The sequence below is a fragment of the Kitasatospora sp. HPM-01-4 genome (genome assembly GCF_051374625.1).
GTDB lineage: Bacteria > Actinomycetota > Actinomycetes > Streptomycetales > Streptomycetaceae > Kitasatospora.
In genome coordinates, this window is record NZ_JBPQGP010000005.1 from 5,197,984 (window position 1) to 5,216,156 (window position 18,173).

An 18,173-nucleotide genomic window follows, 5' to 3' on the forward strand; every position below is an offset into this window, starting at 1 on the left:
TGTGCCCCGGCGCCAGCCGGTCCGCCGACAGTTGGCCCCTGTTACCCGACCCCTCCCCGCCAGGTCTTGGTCCGAAACCGGAGGATTATCCGATATTGGGATATTTTCTGCCTCTGTGACATCGGAGATTCCCCGCGTACACCCCGCTCCAGGGGCGAAACTCGGCCCGGCGGGCGGGTAGCGTCGTCCTGGACAGCCGTGACAGGGACGACCCACGGCGCAACAAGGCCGATCGGGGAGCGGTGGTGTCGAAGGTGGCGCGGGGCGCAAGAGTGCTCGCGGTGTCAGGGGCGGGGGCATTGGCCTCGCGCCTGGTGGCGGTGCTGGCGGAACGGCGCCGGGCCGCCCGCGCCGCGGAGGAGCGGCTGACGGATCCGGGAGACGTCCTGGCGTCCATCGACTACGTGCCGGTGCCGCGTTCCCCGCAGCCGGAGGGCGCCGAGCGGCGCACCGGGCAGGCCGCGCACGGGCGGGAGGCCGGCGTGCCGGGCCGCCCGGCGAACCCGGTCGACGCCGTGCCGTGGACGCTGCGGGTGGCCGCCGAGTCCACCTGGCGGCTGCTGCTGCTCGCGGCGGCGCTCTACCTGGCCTTCCGGGTGGTGGACATGCTGCGGCTGGTCGCCTTCGCTGTGCTGGCCGCGCTGCTGATCTCCGCGCTGCTGGAGCCCACCGTCTCCTGGCTGCGACGGCACGGGGTGCCCCGTTCACTGGCGGCGGCGGCCACCTTCCTGAGCGGCCTGGCCGGGATCGGGCTGGTCGGCTGGTTCGTGGTCTGGCAGGTGTCCACCAACCTCGACTCGGTCACCGGCAAGGTCCAGGCCGGTGTCAACCAGCTGCGTGAGTGGCTGGTCACCGGGCCGCTGCATCTGACCCAGCAGCAGATCAACGACTTCGCCAAGCAGATCACCAGCGCGATCGGCACCAACTCGGAGCAGATCACCTCGGCCGGGTTCACCGGCGTGACGATAGCGGTGGAGGTGCTCACCGGTGTCCTGCTGGCCGCCTTCACCACCTTCTTCCTGCTCTACGACGGCGCCAGGATCTGGAGCTGGCTGCTGCGCGGGCTGCCCCGTCACTCCCGTTACGCGATAGCGGGTGCGGGCCCGAAGGCGTGGGCCACCCTCACCGCGTACGTGCGCGGCACGGTCTGCGTGGCCTTCATCGACGCGCTCTGCATCGGTATCGGCATCCAGCTGCTGGGTGTGCCGCTGGCGATGCCGCTGGCAGTGATCATTTTCCTCGGGGCGTTCGTGCCGCTGGTCGGCGCGCTGGTCACCGGGACCATCGCGGTGCTGATCGCACTGGTGACGCAGGGCCCGTTCATCGCGCTGATGGTGCTGGTCGTGCTGGTCGCGGTGCAGAACCTGGAGGGCCACCTGCTCCAGCCGCTGATCCTCGGCCGTGCGGTCCGGGTGCACCCGCTGGGTGTGGTGCTGGGTGTGGCGGCCGGCTCGATCATCGGCGGGATCGGGGGTGCGATCGTGGCCGTCCCGCTCATCGCGGTGACCAACACCGTCGTCACCCACCTGCGCCAGCGCAACGCGGCCGGCCAGCAGGTCTTCGAGGCGCTCGAAGCGGCTCGCGGCACCTCCGAGCAGCAGGGCGCGTCCGTCGCTCAGGGCTCCGCCGAAGAGTAGGGCGCACCGCTCAGGGGCCCCGCCTCCCCGATCACCACCCCGAACAGCGCGAAGGGCCCCGCCGGACGGTTGTCCGGCGGGGCCCTTGTGTTCCGTGCGTCAGAGCGCGGCCAGGACGGCCTCGGAGTCGAGGGTCGCGGCAACGGCCTGGACGATGGCGGCGATCCTGATCGACGCCTGGACGGTCGTGGCGTCCACGCCCGCCTTGCGCAGGACCTGCTCGTGCGAGTCGAGGCACTGACCGCAGCCGTTGATCGCGGAGACCGCGAAGCACCACAGCTCGAAGTCGGCCTTGTCCACACCCGGGGTGCCGATGATGTTCATCCGCAGCCCGGCGCGCATGGTGCTGTACTCGTCGTTGGAGAGCAGGTGCAGCGTCCGGTAGTAGACGTTGTTCATGCCCATGATCGCGGCGGCACCCTTGGCGGCGGTGTACGCCTCCGGGGTGAGGTTCGCCTTGGCCTCGGGCTCCAGCTCACGCAGGACGGCGGTGCTCCGGGTGGCCATGGTGCAGGCCAGCACCGTGCCCCAGAGCTGCTGGGCGGGGAGCTCGGAGTTGCCGATGACCGCGCTCAGGTTGAGCTTGAGGTCCTTGGCGTAGTCCGGCAGCGCCGCCTTCAGTTCGTCGAGAGCCATGATCAGCCGGCCAGCAGGGCCTGGACGTCGAGGGTGTCCTCGCCCTTGTTCCAGTTGCAGGGGCACAGCTCGTCGGTCTGCAGGGCGTCCAGCACCCGCAGGACCTCCTTGGGGTTACGGCCGACGGAACCGGCGGTCACCATGACGAACTGGATCTCGTTGTTCGGGTCCACGATGAAGACGGCGCGCTGGGCGGTGCCGTCCGCACCCTCGACGCCGCAGGCGCGCATCAGGTCGTGCTTGATGTCGGCCAGCATCGGGAAGGGCAGGTCGCGCAGGTCCTTGTGGTCCTTGCGCCAGGCGTGGTGGACGAACTCCGAGTCGCCGGAGACGCCGAGGATCTGGGCGTCGCGGTCCGCGAACTCCTCGTTCAGCTTGCCGAACGCGGCGATCTCGGTCGGGCAGACGAAAGTGAAGTCCTTCGGCCAGAAGAAGACCACGCGCCACTTGCCCTCGTAGGACTTGTGGTTGATCTCGGCGAAGGCGTTCGCCGGGTCGAGGTCGACGCAGGCGGTGAGTTCGAACTCGGGGAACTTGTCACCGATCGTGAGCACGTTCGCTTCTCCTGTGTGATGCGATGGAAGGGAGGACCGTCCGGATTGCGGACAGCTCCAGCCTGACACACCGCTCACTGATCGGGGAAATAGCTAGACTCGATTCATCTGATCGGAGAGAGCTATCAGTAGTCCACAGCACCCCAAAGCCCGTACGCCGACCATCGCCCAGCTGAGGGCGTTCCTGGCCGTTGCCGAGCACCGGCACTTCCGTGACGCGGCCTCCGCCGTGGGCCTCAGCCAGCCGGCCCTCTCGGGGGCGGTCGCGGCGCTGGAGGAGATCCTCGACACGCAGCTCGTCGAGCGTACGACGCGGAAGGTGATCATCACCCCACTGGGGGAGCGGGTGGCCGAGCACGCGCGCCGGGTGCTCGCCTCGCTGCACGACCTTACCGAGGAGGTGGAGGCGGCCCGCCGCCCGTTCACCGGCCCGCTGCACCTCGGCGTGATCCCTACCGTCGCCCCGTACCTGCTGCCCGCTGTGCTCCGGCTGGTCCGCAGCAGCTACCCCGACCTGGACCTGCACGTCCACGAGGAGCGCACCCCCTCGCTGCTGGAGGGGCTCGCCGCCGGCCGCCTCGACCTGCTACTGCTCGCGCTCCCCGCCTCAGGGGTGGCGCCCACCCGCGACATCCCGCTGTTCGACGAGGACTTCGTACTGGTCACCCCGCCCGACCACGAGCTGGCCGGACGCACCGACGTGCCCCGGGACGTCCTGCTCGACCTCGACGTGCTGCTGCTGGAGGAGGGCCACTGCCTGCGCGACCAGGCGCTGGACATCTGCCGCGAGGTCGGCGCCGACACCTCGGGCGGCTCCACCAGGGCCGCCGGGCTCTCCACCCTGGTCCAGCTGGTCGCGGGCGGCCTCGGCGTCACCCTGCTGCCCGCCACCGCCCTGGACGTCGAGGCCGGCCGCACCGACCGGCTGGCCGCCGTCCGCTTCGCCGCCCCGGCCCCCGGCCGCCGGATCGGCCTCGCCACCCGCCCGGGATCGGCCCGCAGCACCGAGTACGAACGGTTCGCCGCCTCCCTGCGCGAGGTGCTGCGCGAGTTGCCGGTCCGCATCGTGACCTGACCCCGGGGGGCCGGCGGGGCCGTTCGAGCCGTTGTTCCGGCGGGTACTCAACCCATGCACCGTGCCGATCGGTTGAGGGGTGGCCGCCATGTACGTCGCCAGGATCGGGATCGAGGACATCGGGGGCTTCCGGGGCGAGCGGGCCCTGGAACTGGAGCTGACCAGGCCCGACGGCTCACACGCCGGCTGGACGGTGTTCGCCGGGCCGGGCGGCTCCGGCAAGACCGCACTGCTGCACGCCGTCGCCCACACACTGGGGCACGCGCCCGGTGACCCGTCCTGGCTGGACGAGGGCGAGGTGCGGATCGTCACCGACGAGGCCGAAGAGGTGCGTTGGCGGCTCACCCGCAGCGGTGGCACCCTCGTCGAGCACCGCTCTGGTGCCCCCGTGGGCACCGCTCCGGTCGCCACCCGGTTCCACGGCGCCACCACCCTCGCCGCCGGCCTGCACTGGCTGGCCGGGCAGCGCGGCGATCCCCTGATCGCGCTGCTCGACGACGGACTGCTGCCCGAGGGCCACCGCATCGCCCGGCTCGGCCCGGATGGCCTCAGGGTCGGCCGGGGCGGTCGCACCCTCCCGGTGGACGCGCTCGGCGAGGGCGTCCGGACGGTCCTCGCGCTGGTTCTCGACCTGCTCAGGAGTGCCCAAGCGGCCGACCCCGACGAGGAGTTGGTGGTCGACGGTGAGGCGCCCACCGTTCCCGCGCCCGGCCTGGCCCTGATCGACGAGGCGGAGGCCCATCTCCACCTCGCCCGGCAGCAGTGGCTCGGCGAGTGGCTGGTCGCGCACTTCCCCAAGGTCCAGTTCCTGGTGTCCACCCACAGCCCGTACATCTGCCAGGCCGCCGATCCCGGCGGCCTGGTCCGCCTGCCCGGCCCCACCGAGCAGGCCGCGCCGTACGTCCTGGACGAGGACCTGCACCAGCGGATCGTCTACGGCAGCGGCGACGACGCCGCGCTCACCGAGCTCTTCGGGCTGCCCAGCGTCCACTCCCCGCAGGCCGAGGCCGAGCGGGAGCTGCTGATCGCCCTGGAGCGCAAGCTGTACGCGGGCAAGGCGTCCACCGCCGACATCGCGGAGTACCACGCACTCGGCGCCCGCCTGGGCAGCCCCCTCGCCGCCCGGGTCGACGAGGTCCGCTCCCGCCGGGGCGGCAGCCGGTGATCCCGCTCCAACGCCCGCCGCTGCACGACAAGCTGGCCGCCGACCTGGCCCGGCGCACCCAGGCGCTGCGCAGCGGCGGGCCCAGCACCGCCGCCGGACGGGCGGCCTGGCGCGACGCCCGCGAAGCCAAGGCCAGACTGCGCACCCTGCTGCACCGGATGGCCCCCGGCCTGGCCCGCTGCATGTACTGCGGTGACAACCTCGGCACCGACATCGACCACTTCGAGCCGATCGCCCGCGCCCCGCTGCGCACCTTCGACTGGCACAACCACCTGCTCGCCTGCGCCTACTGCAACAGCAACCTCAAGCGCGACCGCTTCCCCTGCGACCCCGTCACCGGCGCCCATCTGCTGATCGACCCCTCCCATGAGGACCCGGCCGACCATCTGCTGCTCTACCTGGAGTCCGGCGCCTACCGGGGGCTGACGCCCAAGGGGCACGCCACCATAGACGTCTTCGGGCTCAACTCCCGCGGTGAGCTGGTCCGGGGGCGGCGGCTGGCCTTCACGGTGGTCAAGTCCCTGCTGCGGGAGTGGCACCGCCACAGCGCCGAGTCCCCGGAGACCGCGAAGGAGCTGGCCGACGCCCTCGCACTGCTCTGGCAGGCCGACGTCCTCCGCGCGGTCGTCCGCCTCGCCCGCACCCCGCCCCTCGCCGAAGCGGTCCTCGGTCCGGGGGCCCACACGGCACTCCGCCGGCTCGCGGACCAGGACCCCCGGTTCGGTTGGACCGACCTCCGATAGCCGGAGCGCACCCCTGTGCCGGACTCGCGCCGCTACCGGGGAAGCTGCTGCTCGAACCAGACCACCTTGCCAGCGCCGAGCCTGGTCGCGCCCCAGCGGTCCGCGCACCTGGCCACTATCTGCAGCCCCCGCCCCCGTTCCTCCTCCGGCCCGACCCGCCTGGCCCGGGGCAGTACGGGACTGTCGTCCCCCACCTCGCAGCGCAGTACCGAAGTCCGGACCAGTCGCAGGGTGACCGGCCGGGTGGCGTGCTGGACGGCGTTGGTGACCAGCTCGCTGACCATCAACTCGGTGTTCTCGGCCAGCGGTTCGAGCCCCCAGCGGCGCAGCGCGTGCCCGGCCAGGCGGCGGGCCCGGCCGGGGGTCTCGTGCCGGGGCTGGAGGTACCAGTACGCGACGTCCTCGGCCGGGATGCCGTCGAAGGCGGCGGCCAGCAGGGCGATGTCGTCGGCCCGGTCGCCGGGCGGGAGGACCCGCAGCGCCTCCTGGCAGAGGTGCTCGGGCGAGCGGCGGTGTGCGTCGCCGAGGCGGCTGCGGAGCAGTTCGAGGCCGGTGCCGATCGGCCTGCGCCGGGACTCGACCAGCCCGTCGGTGAAGAGCAGCAGCGCGGAGCCGGGCGGTGCGGGCAGCTCGACGGACTGGAAGTCGACTCCGCCGACCCCGATCGGCGCGCCGGGTTCCAGCTCCAGCAGTTCGCTGCGGCCGTCCGGATGGATCAGGACCGGCGGCACGTGTCCGGCGTTGGCGAGCACCACCCGGTTGGCGATCGGGTCGTACACCGCGTACACGCAGGTCGCCAAGTGCTGTTCGTGGCCCAGGCGTTGGGCCTGTTCGTCGAGGTGGTAGAGCACCTCGTGCGGGGGCAGGTCGAGGGCGGCCAGGGTCTGCGCGCTGGTGCGCAGCTGGCCCATGACCGCGGCGGAGGTGAGCGAGTGGCCCATCACGTCGCCGACGATCAGCGCCATCCGGTTGCCGGGCAGGGGCACCGAGTCGTACCAGTCGCCGCCGACCTGGGCGCCGCTCTCGCCGGGCAGGTAGCGGTGCGCCAGCCGGACGCCGTGCCGCTGCGGCAGGTGGGCGGGCAGCATGCTGCGCTGCAGCTCGTCGGCGATCTCCCACTCGCGGGAGTAGCGCAGTGCGGTGTCCATGGCGAGCCCGGCCTGGGTGGCCAGGAGGGTGGCGGTGGCGGTGTCCGCGAGGTCGAAGGCGGTGGCGGCGTCGAAGGCGGCCGTCACCGGGTCCGTCGCGACGGGCTGCCGGGCCGGGACCTTGCCCGGGCGGCGGATCAGCAGCAGCAGTCCGAGCGCCGCCTTCCGTCCGCGCAGCGGCAGGGCGAGCAGCGCCGTGCCGGCCGCCAGCCGGGCCAGTGTGCGGGGGCCGTACAGCTCCTCCAGCAGTGGGCGCAGCCCGGCGGCGGACGGGGTGCCCAGGACCACGGGACCGGACGGCAGCTGCTGTCCGAGCGCCCGGGCGAGCGCCCCGTCCGGCTTCACCTGGAGGACGGGCGAGCGGCGGCCGAGCCGGGTGCCGTGGGCGTGGTGGACCCGCAGGACGGGCGGGCAGCCAGGGTCGCGTTCCAGGTTGGGCAGCGGGTCGCTCAGGTGCACCACGGCGGCGTCGGCCAGGGCCGGGACCACGACCCGGCTGAGGTCGCGCAGGGTCGCGGTCAGGTCGAGCGAGCTGTTGATCCGCCGGGCGGCGCTGTCCAGGTACGCCAGCCGTGCGGCGACCGGCCGGCGTCCGGCCGCGGCCTGCGGCGGGACGGCGGCGGGCGGTGCGATCTGGGGAATGGTCATCGTTGTCATCGGGAGTGGCGAGCGGCGCTGGACGGGCACGGTGGGCGGCTGCCCGGTCTGGGGCTGGTAGTGGTCGCGCACGGTCTGCCCGTTCCGGTAGGTCGTAGGAGTCAGGGGGAGTTCAGCGGTCCGGTGGCCGATCGTCGGCGTTCTCGACGGCTCCTGTGCCCGGCGGAGCCTTGGTCGGTGGGGCCTCGGTCATGGGGACCCGGGCCGTGCGCTTCGCCGGTCGGTCCACCCGCGGATCCGTCAGCCGGTCCACCGCCCCGGCCGGTCAGTCGGTCCGGCGGCACCGCAGGAACAGCTGCTCCTCCGGCGGCAGGGCGGTGTTCGCGGGGGCGTACGGGTGGCCCGAGTGCGCCTCGACCGCGAAGCCGGCTCCGGCCAGCGTCTGCTCCAGCTCCTCGCGCAGATAGCCGCTGATCCTTATCTCGTGCCCGAGGAAGGGCAGCGGCGCGTAGTCGAGATCGGCCTCCACCATGCCGAGCGCCAGCAGGCCGCCGGGCCGCAGCAGCGTGCGGATCCGGCGCAGCACCACGGGTATCTCGTCCTGCGGCAGCATGATCAGCGAGAAGAAGGCGGTCGCGGCGGCGAGACTGCCGGCTCCGTCAGGGCCCAACTCCGGTGCGCCCCAGGCGTGTACGGCGCGCGGCGTGGCCAGGTCGTACATGTCCATCCGGTGGTGGCCGGCCGCCGGGAACGCGTGGCGGGCCAGTGTCAGCATGCCGTCGGAGAGGTCCACCCCGGTGACCCGCAGCCCGCCCTGGGAGAGCTGGCGGATGGTCGGATCACCCGTGCCGCACCCGATGTCGAGAACGGGCGCGCCGGGCTCCAGCTCGGCCAGCAGCCAGTCGCCGCAGTCCAGTTGGCCGGCCTTCGCGGGGAAGGCCTCGCAGTAGCGGGCACCGATGGTGTCGAAGGCGACCGCCTGCAGCGCGCGCTCGGCCCGGCGGCGGGACTCCCGCTGATCGGGGCGCGGACCGGCCTGCTGATCGGTTCGGTGATCGGCTCGCTGGCCGGCGCGTTGGCCGGCCCGCTGATCGCTTCGGTGATCGACCGGCTGATCGGTCCGATGGCCGGCCGGCTGGCCGTTCCGTCGGTCGGCGGAGGCGGGCCCGCGGCCCTGGGCGGGATCGGATATCTGTCCGGTCGTCACGATTTCGAGGCACCTTTCCACCCTGGCCGCAGCGCGACGGCGCGACCGGCAGCCGCCCCCGGCCACCGGCCTCGCCACCTGCTGCGGTCCGCCACGCTCCCGCGTCACTGTGCTGCCTGCTGCCCTGCTGGTTCCGTGTCCCGTTGCTCGCTGTCGTGCGTGCCGCCGTGCCGGGGTTCCCGCTCCGGCCCTATCCCTCCCGGCAGTGCTTCAGGCACACTGCACTGGCCTACGAGAATAGGCGTGATCACTCGGCCATGGGATCCCTTTCCGGCCAACTCGTGGTCGTTGGGACGAATTTGGCCGGGATCGTGGGAGCACATCGGGGCAGGAGGGGGTGGTGCGGGCAGCTGCCCCGCGCCGCACAGTGGACCGAGCACAACCCTCCTGACCTGCGAAAAAGCAATCTGCGGCGGCGTTTATCGAACGTCAATCGGCGTCTGTCAGAGTTATTTCAGCGCCGGGGAAGCGTCAGGGCGTTCCCGCAGCCGGGGGGCTGCGGGGACGCCGACGTCACGGGGGATCTGACGCACGGGGGGATCTCCAGTCGGGGGACGGAGATCACGGCGCAGGGGGAGCGGAGGGCTCGGTGTGCTGCTGCTCAATGAGGTCCCGTAGGGGGAGGGCCTCGGGCACACCGAGCCGCGTGAAGATCGAGTGCGCCTCCTGGAGGCAGGCCAGCCCACGCGCGGGCTGGCCCGACTCCAGGAGCGCCTCGCCCAACGCGGCGTTCGCCAGGCCCTGGCAGTACGCCGCATCGATCTCCTGGGCGATCGACAGTGATTCGCCGGCCGCGTCGACGGCCTCCGGGTGCCGCCCGTCGGCCAGCAGACAGGCCGCGAGCCGGGCCAGCGAGTAGCCCTCCCAGACCCGGTGCTGCTGGGCCTGGTAGAGCTGGTGGGCCTCGCGCAGATGCCCGGCGGCCACCCCGGGGGAACCGGTGGCCTTCAGGACGACACCCAGTTGGTAGAGCGTGTCTGCCAGGCAGGGCGCATTGCCCGAGCCGCGTGCCGCGGCCACGGCGGCCTGAGCGGAGCGGATCGCCTCTGTCCGTTGTCCGAGCCCGAGTTGGGCCCGGGCGATGTTGCCCAGCGCCCTGGCCTCACTGATCGGCGCGTTCACGCCGCCGCGCATCACGGAGAGAGCCTGCTCGAAGAAGGGCAGCGCCTCCGCCGCCCGGTCGGCGATGACCAGGACGATGCCCAGCTGGTTGGCGACCGAGAGCCGCAGGTGCGGGTTGTCGTCCTCCCCCTGGAGCGCGAGGCTCTGGCGGAACGACAGCTCGGCCTGCTGGAACTCGCCCGCCAGGTGCTGGAGGTAGCCCAGGGCGAAGCGGATCCGGGCCATGGTCGCGGTGTCCTGCTGGGCCTGGGCGTTGTCGGCGGCCGCCTGCAGCGCCGCCCGGATCCGCCGGCCGTGCGAGGGATCCTCGACGATGGCCCGCAGCACGATGAAGAGGTCCACGGCAGGCCGCAGCAGCTCAAGCGGTTCGTGTACCGCCGTCTCCACGCTGCTCAGCACCAGGACCAGCTCGGAACGGAGCCAGTTCTGCGCGACCTCGGCGTCGTCCAGCCTGAGCCCGGCGGAGGCCTGGGCGTGCATCGGCTCCGGCAGCACGTCATGCGGCTCGATCACCTGCGCGGCGTTGCGCATGGTGGCGAGCAGCAGATCGAGCAGCCGCAGCCGGGCGGCCCGCCCGGTGGCGGCGTCGTCCAGCTTCTCGACCTGCCGTCGCGCGTACAGCCGCAGCAGATCGTGGTAGCGGTAGCGGCCCGGGGTGAAGCACTCCAGCATGTTGGCCTCGACCAGCGCCTCCGCCAGCGCCTCGGCGCGGTCCTCGTCGGTGCCGAGCAGGGCCGCGACGGCGGGGAGCGGCAGGTCGGGGGAGTCGACCAGCGAGAGCAGCCGGAAGGCGCGGGCCTCGTCCGCCTGCAACTGGCCGTAGCCGAGGCCGATGGTGGTCTCCACGGCCAGGTTGCCGAGCTGGAGCTCCTGCAGCCGACGCCGCTGATCCGCTAACCGTCTGGCCAGGTCCGAGACGCTCCAGCGCGGACGGCTCGCCAGTCGGGCCGCGGCGATCCGGACGGCCAGCGGCAGGAAGCCGCACGCGGTGACCACGGCCAGGGCCGCCTCCGGCTCGGCGGCCACCCGCTGCTCGCCCACGATCGCGGAGAACAGCGCCAGCGCCTCCTCCGGCGTCAGCTCCTCGACGTCCACCAGGTGCGCCCCGGGGATCTCGGCCAGCCGGGAGCGGCTGGTCACCAGGACGGCGTTGCCCGAGACGCCGGGGATGAGCGGCATCAACTGCCGGGCGTCCTTGGCGTTGTCCAGCAGGATCAGCATCCGCCGGTTCGCGAGCAGCGAGCGGTAGAGCACGGCTCGCTGCTCCAGCGAGTCCGGGGTCTCGGGCGCGCCCAGCGCGTACAGGAAGTCGCCGAGCACCACGGCCGGGTCGGCCGGAGAGTCGCCGGCGCCGCGCAGGTCCACGTACAACTGCCCGTCCGGGAAGTCCGACCTGAGGCCGTGGGCGACGTGGACCGCCAGGGTGGTCTTGCCGACTCCGCCGATCCCGGCGAGCGAGGTCACCACGACGGCCTGCCCGGAGCCGCCGCGCAGTACATCGCGGAGCTCGCCGACCAGCTTGTCGCGTCCGCTGAAGTCGGAGACGTCGGCGGGAAGTTGGGCGGGCGGCACGAATACGGCGGACTCGTCGGCCTCGATCGCGGGGGCGCTCACCTCGGCGGGGACCATCAGCGCGGGGTCGGCGGCGAGGATCCGGGAGTGCATGGCCGCCAGGCCGGCACCGGGCTCCACACCGAGTTCCTCGATCAGCAGCTTCCGGGTGTCCGCGTAGACACCGAGGGACTCCGCCTGCCGACCGCACCGGTACAGGGCGAGCATCAGCAGCTCGCGCAGCCGCTCGCGGAGCGGGTGCTCGGCCGAGAGCGCGCTGAGCTCACCGACGATCTCCGCGTGCAGGCCGATCTCCAGCGCCACCGTGCAGCGCTCCTCGGCGGCGGTGATCTGACGCGCGGCCAGCCGGTTGCGCTGTGCGTCGACATGCGGCCCGGGGATTCCGGCCAGCGGCCGGCCGCGCCAGAGCGTCAGTGCGGAGGCCAACAGCTGGTGCGCCAGTGGGAAGTCGCCCGCGGCCTTGGCTGTCGTAGCCTCCGCAATTTTTCTGTCAAACACGGACAGATCGAGAGATTCCGGTGGAATTTGCAGCGCGTATCCATCGCTCATCGAGACGAGGATCTCGGCCGGTTTCCGTACCACCCGATTGGGTTCAATGACGGCCCGCAGGCGTGACACGTAAGTGCGCAGTGCGGCTACGGCCTGTGGCGGCGGACGATCGCCCCAGAGGCCGTCGACCAGGTCCTCGGTGGTCACCGGTCGGCCGTGACCCAGCAACAGGGCCGTCAGTACGGCCTGCTGCTGGGGCGAACCAAGCGATAGCGCCTGGTCACCGCGCCATGCCTGGAGGGGGCCGAGCACCTGGAAGCGCAGCGCAGCAGAGTCCGGCCTCTCCCGCAGCTCCATACGTTCCCCCGAATGCCCGTGGTGGTTGATTGGGAATGCGACGTTCGGCGATCCGCCGCGAGGTGTCAGCTTATTGGCACACGCGCAAACATCGGAGAAGCGAACCCACCGAGGGGCGTTTATACGACATTTAACGATCCCTACGATACTGTCCCGGCGCCCCCACCAGCCCGGTCGGGTGCATGATCATCTGATGACCTGAAAGGCGGCCCCCCATGGCCGACAACGAGACCGTCACCGCCGCTCCGGTGGCGACGACACCTGTGGCCGAGGCCAACCCGGTCGAGCACACTCTGAACACCGTGGACCCGGCGCCGATCCTGAACGTCCTGCAGGCCGCGCAGACCGAGCAGCCGGCGGGTGAGCCGGTCGCCGCGCCCGCCCAGCCGAAGCCGGGCAAGGACTTCGAGCCGCTCGGCAACCTCGGCAACTGCCCCTGATCGCGGACAGAGCCGAGAGCGCCCCGTACCACCGGCCGGTGGCACGGGGCGCTCGGCGTTCCGGCTACTGCGCCGAGCGGACCCGCAGGTTGGTGATTAGCGGGCCGTCGGTGACCTCGGCGAAGAAGTCGTTGCCCTTGTCGTCGACGACGATGAAGGCCGGGAAGTCCTCGACCTCGATGCGCCAGACGGCCTCCATGCCGAGCTCGGGGTACTCCAGGACCTCGACCTTCTTGATGCAGTCCTGGGCGAGGCGGGCCGCGGGGCCGCCGATCGAGCCCAGGTAGAAGCCGCCGTGCTTGTCACAGGCCTGGGTGACCTGCTTGGAGCGGTTGCCCTTGGCGAGCATGACCATCGAGCCGCCGGCCGCCTGGAACTGGTCGACGTAGGAGTCCATCCGGCCGGCCGTGGTCGGGCCGAAGGAGCCGGAGGCGTAACCCTCGGGGGTCTTGGCGGGGCCGGCGTAGTAGACCGGGTGGTCCTTCATGTACTGGGGCATGCCCTCGCCCGCGTCCAGCCGCTCCTTGATCTTGGCGTGCGCGATGTCGCGGGCCACCACCAGGGTGCCGCTGAGCGAAAGCCGGGTCTTGACGGGGTACTTGGACAGCTGGGCCCGGATCTCGGACATCGGCCGGTTCAGGTCGACCCGCACGACCTCGTCGTCCAGGTGCTCGTCGGTGGTGTCCGGCAGGTACTTGGCCGGGTCGGTCTCCAGCTGCTCCAGGAAGACGCCCTCAGCGGTGATCTTGCCCAGCGCCTGGCGGTCCGCCGAGCAGGAGACGGCCATCGCGACGGGCAGCGAGGCGCCGTGCCGGGGCAGGCGGATCACGCGGACGTCGTGGCAGAAGTACTTGCCGCCGAACTGGGCGCCGATGCCGATCTTCTGGGTCAGCTCGAAGACCTTCTGCTCCAGCTCCAGGTCGCGGAAGCCGTGGCCGGTCTTCGCGTCGCCGCCGGTCGGCAGGTTGTCCAGGTAGTGCGCCGAGGCGTACTTGGCGGTCTTCAGCGCGAACTCCGCGCTGGTGCCGCCGACCACGATCGCCAGGTGGTACGGCGGGCACGCGGCGGTACCCAGCGAGCGGATCTTCTGCTCCAGGAAGGAGAGCATCGACGACTCGTTGAGGATCGCCTTGGTCTCCTGGTACAGGTACGACTTGTTGGCGCTGCCGCCGCCCTTGGCCATGAAGAGGAACTTGTACGCGTCGCCGTCGGTCGCGTAGAGCTCGATCTGGGCGGGCAGGTTGTTGCCGGTGTTCTTCTCGTCCCACATGGTGACCGGGGCCATCTGGGAGTACCGCAGGTTCAGCCTGGTGTACGCGTCGTACACGCCGCGCGCGATCGCGGACTCGTCGGAGCCGGCCGTCAGCACGTTCTGGCCGCGCTTGCCCATGACGATCGCGGTACCGGTGTCCTGGCACATCGGCAGGATGCCGCCGGCCGAGATGTTGACGTTCTTCAGCAGGTCCAGCGCGACGAAGCGGTCGTTGGGGCTGGCCTCCGGGTCGTCCAGGATGCGGCGCAGCTGGGCGAGGTGGGCGGGGCGCAGGTAGTGCGAGATGTCGTGCATCGCCTCGGCGGTGAGCAGCCGCAGGGCCTCCGGCTCGACCTGCAGGAAGGTGCGGCCCCCGGCCTCGAAGGTGCTGACGCCCTCGGAGGTCAGCTTGCGGTAGGGGGTGGTGTCCGCTCCGAGCGGGAGGAGATCGGAGTATTCGAACTCTGGCGTGGGAGCCATGGGGGAGGTCCTTAACTGATTCGGCTGCGACGACGAAGCATCCTCAAGGGTAGGCGCCGGGGCGGGAACGGGTGCGGGCGGGTGAACCTGCGTGACGGGGGTCACGGCCGATCGCCCCGGGCCGCGCCGAACCGGCGTTCGGCCCGGGCCGCGATGGCTAGGCTTGGCCCGTGGACAACTCGCCGTCGCCGCAGGACAAGCCGCAGGACCAGCCGTCGCCGCAGGACGGCCAGGACCGGCCGCCCGTCTCCATGACCAAGCCCGAGCAGACTCCGGTGCCCCGCCCGGCCGCACAGCCCGCCCCCGCCCCGCCCCGCTACGACACCGCACCCGTCTCCGAGGCCGAGATGCGGGCCTCGGACGCCGACCGCGAGCGGATCGCCGAACTGCTGCGCGACGCGTACGCGGAGGGCCGGCTCACGATGGAGGAGCACTCCGAGCGGATCGAGTCGGCGTACGCGGCGAAGACGCTCGGCGATCTCGTACCGCTGACCCGGGACCTGCCCGCGCACCGGCCGATCTCGGTGGAGAAGCCGCCGCTGCCGCAGCCGGAGTCCGAGCCGGCGCCGGCGCCGAGGATGCCGGCCCGTCAGGAGGCGCCGAGCCTGGTGGCGGTCTTCGGCGGGACGGAGCGCAAGGGGCGCTGGCGGGTCGGGCCGCACCTGCGCGCGGTGGCGGTGTTCGGCGGGGTGGAACTCGACCTCACGGACGCGGTGTTCGAGGCGCCCGAGGTGGTCATCGAGGTGACCGCGATCTTCGGCGGGGTGGAGATCCGGGTACCGGAGAACGTGAGCCTGCACGGCGGTGGCGTCGGCATCTTCGGCGGTTTCTCGGTCCGGGAGCAGACGGCGGCGGACCCGTACGCCCCGGTGGTCCGGGTGAAGGGCGCCGCGGTGTTCGGCGGTTGCGAGGCCAGGCCGCGCCGGGGCAAGAAGCTGCGCGAGTGGGCGCGCAGGCAGCTCGACCGCTGACCGCCCCGGGTGCCGGCCGCCCCCGGTCGCAGCACCCTTGCCCCATAGGGCGGTTGGACCCCCGGGCGTCACCCGGGTCCTCAACCTGCGCACCGGCCCGGACAGTTGCCCATGTCCGGGCCGGTGCTGCCATGTCCGGGCCGGTACCGCCGGGCCGGGGTGCGGGCAACTGGCCGTCCGGCACTCGCCCTTGGGTCGAGTGCAGTCCGTAGTCGGTCGGGTGCGGTGTGCATGAATCGGGATACCGCGGGGTAGTTCCTCCCGCACATCGTTTCTTGTACGGCTGTGACCCCGGAGACGGCAGAAGCCGAACCGGCCGAGGCCCGACGGGGTGAGCACGGGGCAGCCGGGCAGTGACGAGCCTTCCCCCGAGTCTCGAAACCTCGTAGGAGTAAGCCGTGCTGCATCCGATCGAGTCCAGCGCCCGTACCACCGTCATGATGGCGGGACGGCCCAGTCCCGCCGGCCTGCTCGGAGCCGGGACGCAGCAGCTCGACCGCCCCGAGGACAGCCCCTGGCACACCGGTGCGGCCTGCCGCCGCGACGAGGCCGCACTGTTCTTCGCACCCTCGAAGGAGCCCACCGCCGCCCGGCTCTCCAGGGAGGAGCAGGCCAAGCAGGTCTGCGCCCGCTGCCCGGTGCTGCTGGAGTGCCGGGAGCACGCGCTGGTCCAGCCGGAGCCGTACGGGGTGTGGGGCGGGCTGACCGCGGCCGAGCGGCGGGTGGTGCTGGCCCGGCGGCGGCGCCGCGACGGAGAGCTGCGGGACACCCACCGGGTGGGCGAGCAGCGGCGGATAGCGGGGTGACGGCCGGTGGGCCCCGGGAGACTCTCCCGGGGCCCACCGGCCGTTGCGCCGTCCGCAGGTCGCCGTCGACCCGCGTCCCGGCTGTCGTCAGTTGGCGCGGTCGAAGTCGATCGCGCTGTAGGCCCGCAGCTTCGACAGCTTGTGGACCGAGTCGATCTGGCGGATCGTGCCGCTCTTCGAGCGCATCACCAGCGAGCTGGTGGTGGCGGTCTCCTGGCGGTAGTGGACACCGCGCAGCAGTTCGCCGTCGGTGATGCCGGTGGCGACGAAGAACACGTTCTCGCCGCTGACCAGGTCGTCGGTGCTGAGCACGCGGTCGAGGTCGTGGCCCGCGTCCAGGGCCTTCTGCCGCTCGGCGTCGTCCTTCGGCCACAGCCGGCCCTGGATGACGCCGCCCATGCACTTCATCGCGCAGGCCGCGATGATGCCCTCGGGGGTGCCGCCGACGCCCATCAGCAGGTCGATGCCGGTGCCCTCGCGGGCGGCCATGATGGCGCCGGCCACGTCGCCGTCCGAGATGAACTTGATCCGGGCGCCGGCCTCGCGGATCTCCCGGACCAGGCCGTCGTGGCGGGGGCGGTCCAGGACGACCACGGTGACGTCCTCGACGGCGCTGCCCTTGGCCTTGGCCACCCGGCGGATGTTGACGGCGGGCGGGGCGGTGATGTCGACGAAGTCGGCGGCCTCGGGGCCGGCCACCAGCTTGTCCATGTAGAAGACCGCGCTGGGGTCGAACATGGTGCCGCGGTCCGCCACCGCCAGCACCGCCACCGCGTTGTTCATGCCCTTGGCGGTCAGGGTGGTGCCGTCCACCGGGTCCACCGCGACGTCGCACTCGGCGCCGGTGCCGTCGCCGACCCGCTCGCCGTTGTAGAGCATCGGGGCTTCGTCCTTCTCGCCCTCGCCGATGACGACCACGCCGTTCATCGAGACGGTGGAGACGAGAGTGCGCATGGCCTTCACGGCCGCGCCGTCGGCGCCGTTCTTGTCGCCTCGCCCGACCCAGCGGCCGGCTGCCATCGCGGCCGCCTCGGTGACCCGGACGAGTTCGAGGGCGAGGTTCCGATCAGGAGCCTCGGGTGCAACCTCAAGGGATCGGGGAAGGTTGTGCGAGTGGGCGGTCATCGTCGTTACCTCTCTGTACGCGACGGCCAGTGAGCGCCCGACTACTGCCCGGTCGAACGCCGTGGTGAGGGTGTTGCGATCGTATCTGGCTATGGAATGACTGTCTGTGGCGCCTACCGCTGTCACCTGCGATTCTGGGCTGATTTGAGTTGTTTCGGCCCATGGCGTGGACCCCGGGTGCAGGGGGTGGGACCCCGATGGGTCACCATGAGGGGGTGGCAGGCAACAGCAGCATGAAGGGCCGGCAGACGGTACGGGACATGGTCCTGTCGATGGCGGCTATCGGTGTCGTGGTCGCGGTGGGATACCTGTTCCTCCCGCACGGCGGTGGTGACGGCGTGCACGTCGTGGACTACCGCTCCTCGCTCGCCTCGGCGAAGCGCGCCGCTCCGTACCCGCTGCTGGGGCCCGACGGCCTCTCCGACAAGTGGCGGGCCACCTCGGTGCAGTACAGCCAGGACGCCAAGGGCAACGCCGTCTGGCACCTGGGCTTCGTCACCCCGGCCGGTGACTACGCGGCCATCGAGCAGAGCAACGGCACCCGGGACCAGGTCATCGAGGACGCCGTGGCCGGCGCCAAGCCGGACGGCAGCGCCTCGGTCGACGGCAAGCAGTGGGAGCGCTACCAGGGCAGCCGCTACCGCGGTCTGACCGTGCAGACCGGCAGCGCGACCACGGTGGTCACCGGAAGTGCCTCGTACCAGGAGCTCTCCGAGCTCGCCCAGTCGCTGAAGTAGGTCCGCACGGGCACAGCACGAAGTCCCCCGGCTCCGAGAGCCGGGGGACTTCGTGCTGTG

General features: G+C 71.9%; 15 protein-coding genes. 8 read left to right on the top strand and 7 right to left on the bottom strand.

The window, feature by feature from the left end; translation table 11 throughout:
• The first annotated feature begins 299 nt into the window (after positions 1-299).
• Positions 300-1,637: an AI-2E family transporter gene (locus tag ACSMTC_RS22650; protein WP_436561540.1), complete on the top strand. Its 1,338-nt coding sequence runs from the start codon at positions 300-302 to the stop codon at positions 1,635-1,637.
• Between the two features lie 99 nt (positions 1,638-1,736).
• On the opposite strand, the gene ACSMTC_RS22655 is transcribed toward ACSMTC_RS22650, so the two are convergent.
• Together ACSMTC_RS22655 and ACSMTC_RS22660 are read right to left on the bottom strand one after the other, a co-directional pair.
• A complete protein-coding gene (locus ACSMTC_RS22655; RefSeq protein ID WP_436561541.1) occupies positions 1,737-2,273 on the bottom strand; it encodes an alkyl hydroperoxide reductase in 537 nt (178 codons plus the stop codon).
• Positions 2,274-2,275: 2 nt separating this feature from the next.
• Positions 2,276-2,827, bottom strand: a complete 552-nt coding sequence (locus ACSMTC_RS22660; RefSeq protein WP_436561542.1) for a peroxiredoxin — start codon at positions 2,825-2,827, stop codon at positions 2,276-2,278.
• Positions 2,828-2,951: 124 nt separating this feature from the next.
• Here ACSMTC_RS22660 and ACSMTC_RS22665 point away from each other — a divergent pair, with 124 nt between their 5' ends.
• From ACSMTC_RS22665 to ACSMTC_RS22675, 3 genes are all read left to right on the top strand, one after another.
• Positions 2,952-3,902: a LysR substrate-binding domain-containing protein gene (locus ACSMTC_RS22665; protein WP_436564770.1), complete on the top strand. Its 951-nt coding sequence runs from the start codon at positions 2,952-2,954 to the stop codon at positions 3,900-3,902.
• A gap of 88 nt (positions 3,903-3,990) precedes the next feature.
• Positions 3,991-5,067, top strand: coding sequence for an AAA family ATPase (locus tag ACSMTC_RS22670; RefSeq protein WP_436561543.1), 1,077 nt, complete (start codon positions 3,991-3,993; stop codon positions 5,065-5,067).
• Entirely contained in the window at positions 5,064-5,810 is a 747-nt protein-coding gene (locus tag ACSMTC_RS22675) for an HNH endonuclease (RefSeq protein WP_436561544.1), read from the top strand. The genes ACSMTC_RS22670 and ACSMTC_RS22675 overlap by 4 nt, the downstream gene beginning before the upstream one ends.
• A gap of 32 nt (positions 5,811-5,842) precedes the next feature.
• Here the strand turns inward: ACSMTC_RS22675 and ACSMTC_RS22680 are convergent, their stop codons facing one another.
• From ACSMTC_RS22680 to ACSMTC_RS22690, 3 genes are all read right to left on the bottom strand, one after another.
• A complete protein-coding gene (locus tag ACSMTC_RS22680; protein ID WP_436561545.1) occupies positions 5,843-7,606 on the bottom strand; it encodes an ATP-binding SpoIIE family protein phosphatase in 1,764 nt (587 codons plus the stop codon).
• Positions 7,607-7,880: 274 nt separating this feature from the next.
• Complete coding sequence (locus tag ACSMTC_RS22685) at positions 7,881-8,540, bottom strand: class I SAM-dependent methyltransferase (RefSeq protein ID WP_436564771.1); 660 nt, start codon at positions 8,538-8,540, stop codon at positions 7,881-7,883.
• Between the two features lie 783 nt (positions 8,541-9,323).
• The gene (locus ACSMTC_RS22690; RefSeq protein ID WP_436561546.1) at positions 9,324-12,302 is read right to left on the bottom strand and encodes an AfsR/SARP family transcriptional regulator; all 2,979 of its coding nucleotides are present in this window, start codon (positions 12,300-12,302) and stop codon (positions 9,324-9,326) included.
• 215 nt (positions 12,303-12,517) lie between these two features.
• Between ACSMTC_RS22690 and ACSMTC_RS22695 the strand changes: the two genes are divergently transcribed.
• Positions 12,518-12,742, top strand: coding sequence for a hypothetical protein (locus tag ACSMTC_RS22695; protein WP_436561547.1), 225 nt, complete (start codon positions 12,518-12,520; stop codon positions 12,740-12,742).
• A 64-nt stretch (positions 12,743-12,806) separates the two neighbouring features.
• Here ACSMTC_RS22695 and ACSMTC_RS22700 read toward each other — a convergent pair whose 3' ends face one another.
• Positions 12,807-14,474, bottom strand: a complete 1,668-nt coding sequence (locus ACSMTC_RS22700; RefSeq protein WP_436561548.1) for a fumarate hydratase — start codon at positions 14,472-14,474, stop codon at positions 12,807-12,809.
• Between the two features lie 251 nt (positions 14,475-14,725).
• Between ACSMTC_RS22700 and ACSMTC_RS22705 the strand changes: the two genes are divergently transcribed.
• Positions 14,726-15,445, top strand: coding sequence for a DUF1707 SHOCT-like domain-containing protein (locus tag ACSMTC_RS22705; protein ID WP_436564772.1), 720 nt, complete (start codon positions 14,726-14,728; stop codon positions 15,443-15,445).
• A gap of 437 nt (positions 15,446-15,882) precedes the next feature.
• Positions 15,883-16,251: a WhiB family transcriptional regulator gene (locus ACSMTC_RS22710; protein ID WP_436564773.1), complete on the top strand. Its 369-nt coding sequence runs from the start codon at positions 15,883-15,885 to the stop codon at positions 16,249-16,251.
• 87 nt (positions 16,252-16,338) lie between these two features.
• On the opposite strand, the gene glpX is transcribed toward ACSMTC_RS22710, so the two are convergent.
• The gene (gene glpX / locus ACSMTC_RS22715; RefSeq protein WP_436561549.1) at positions 16,339-17,376 is read right to left on the bottom strand and encodes a class II fructose-bisphosphatase; all 1,038 of its coding nucleotides are present in this window, start codon (positions 17,374-17,376) and stop codon (positions 16,339-16,341) included.
• A gap of 215 nt (positions 17,377-17,591) precedes the next feature.
• Here glpX and ACSMTC_RS22720 point away from each other — a divergent pair, with 215 nt between their 5' ends.
• Positions 17,592-18,113, top strand: a complete 522-nt coding sequence (locus tag ACSMTC_RS22720; RefSeq protein WP_436561550.1) for a DUF4245 domain-containing protein — start codon at positions 17,592-17,594, stop codon at positions 18,111-18,113.
• The last annotated feature ends 60 nt before the right edge of the window (positions 18,114-18,173 follow it).

Coding starts and splice junctions, on each gene's coding strand:
- ACSMTC_RS22695 (WP_436561547.1), top strand. CDS start 12,518: ATGGCCGACAACGAGACCGTCACCGCCGCTCCGGTGGCGACGACACCT.
- glpX (WP_436561549.1), bottom strand. CDS start 17,376: ATGACCGCCCACTCGCACAACCTTCCCCGATCCCTTGAGGTTGCACCC.
- ACSMTC_RS22680 (WP_436561545.1), bottom strand. CDS start 7,606: ATGACCATTCCCCAGATCGCACCGCCCGCCGCCGTCCCGCCGCAGGCC.
- ACSMTC_RS22700 (WP_436561548.1), bottom strand. CDS start 14,474: ATGGCTCCCACGCCAGAGTTCGAATACTCCGATCTCCTCCCGCTCGGA.
- ACSMTC_RS22710 (WP_436564773.1), top strand. CDS start 15,883: ATGATGGCGGGACGGCCCAGTCCCGCCGGCCTGCTCGGAGCCGGGACG.
- ACSMTC_RS22655 (WP_436561541.1), bottom strand. CDS start 2,273: ATGGCTCTCGACGAACTGAAGGCGGCGCTGCCGGACTACGCCAAGGAC.
- ACSMTC_RS22705 (WP_436564772.1), top strand. CDS start 14,726: ATGACCAAGCCCGAGCAGACTCCGGTGCCCCGCCCGGCCGCACAGCCC.
- ACSMTC_RS22690 (WP_436561546.1), bottom strand. CDS start 12,302: ATGGAGCTGCGGGAGAGGCCGGACTCTGCTGCGCTGCGCTTCCAGGTG.
- ACSMTC_RS22670 (WP_436561543.1), top strand. CDS start 3,991: ATGTACGTCGCCAGGATCGGGATCGAGGACATCGGGGGCTTCCGGGGC.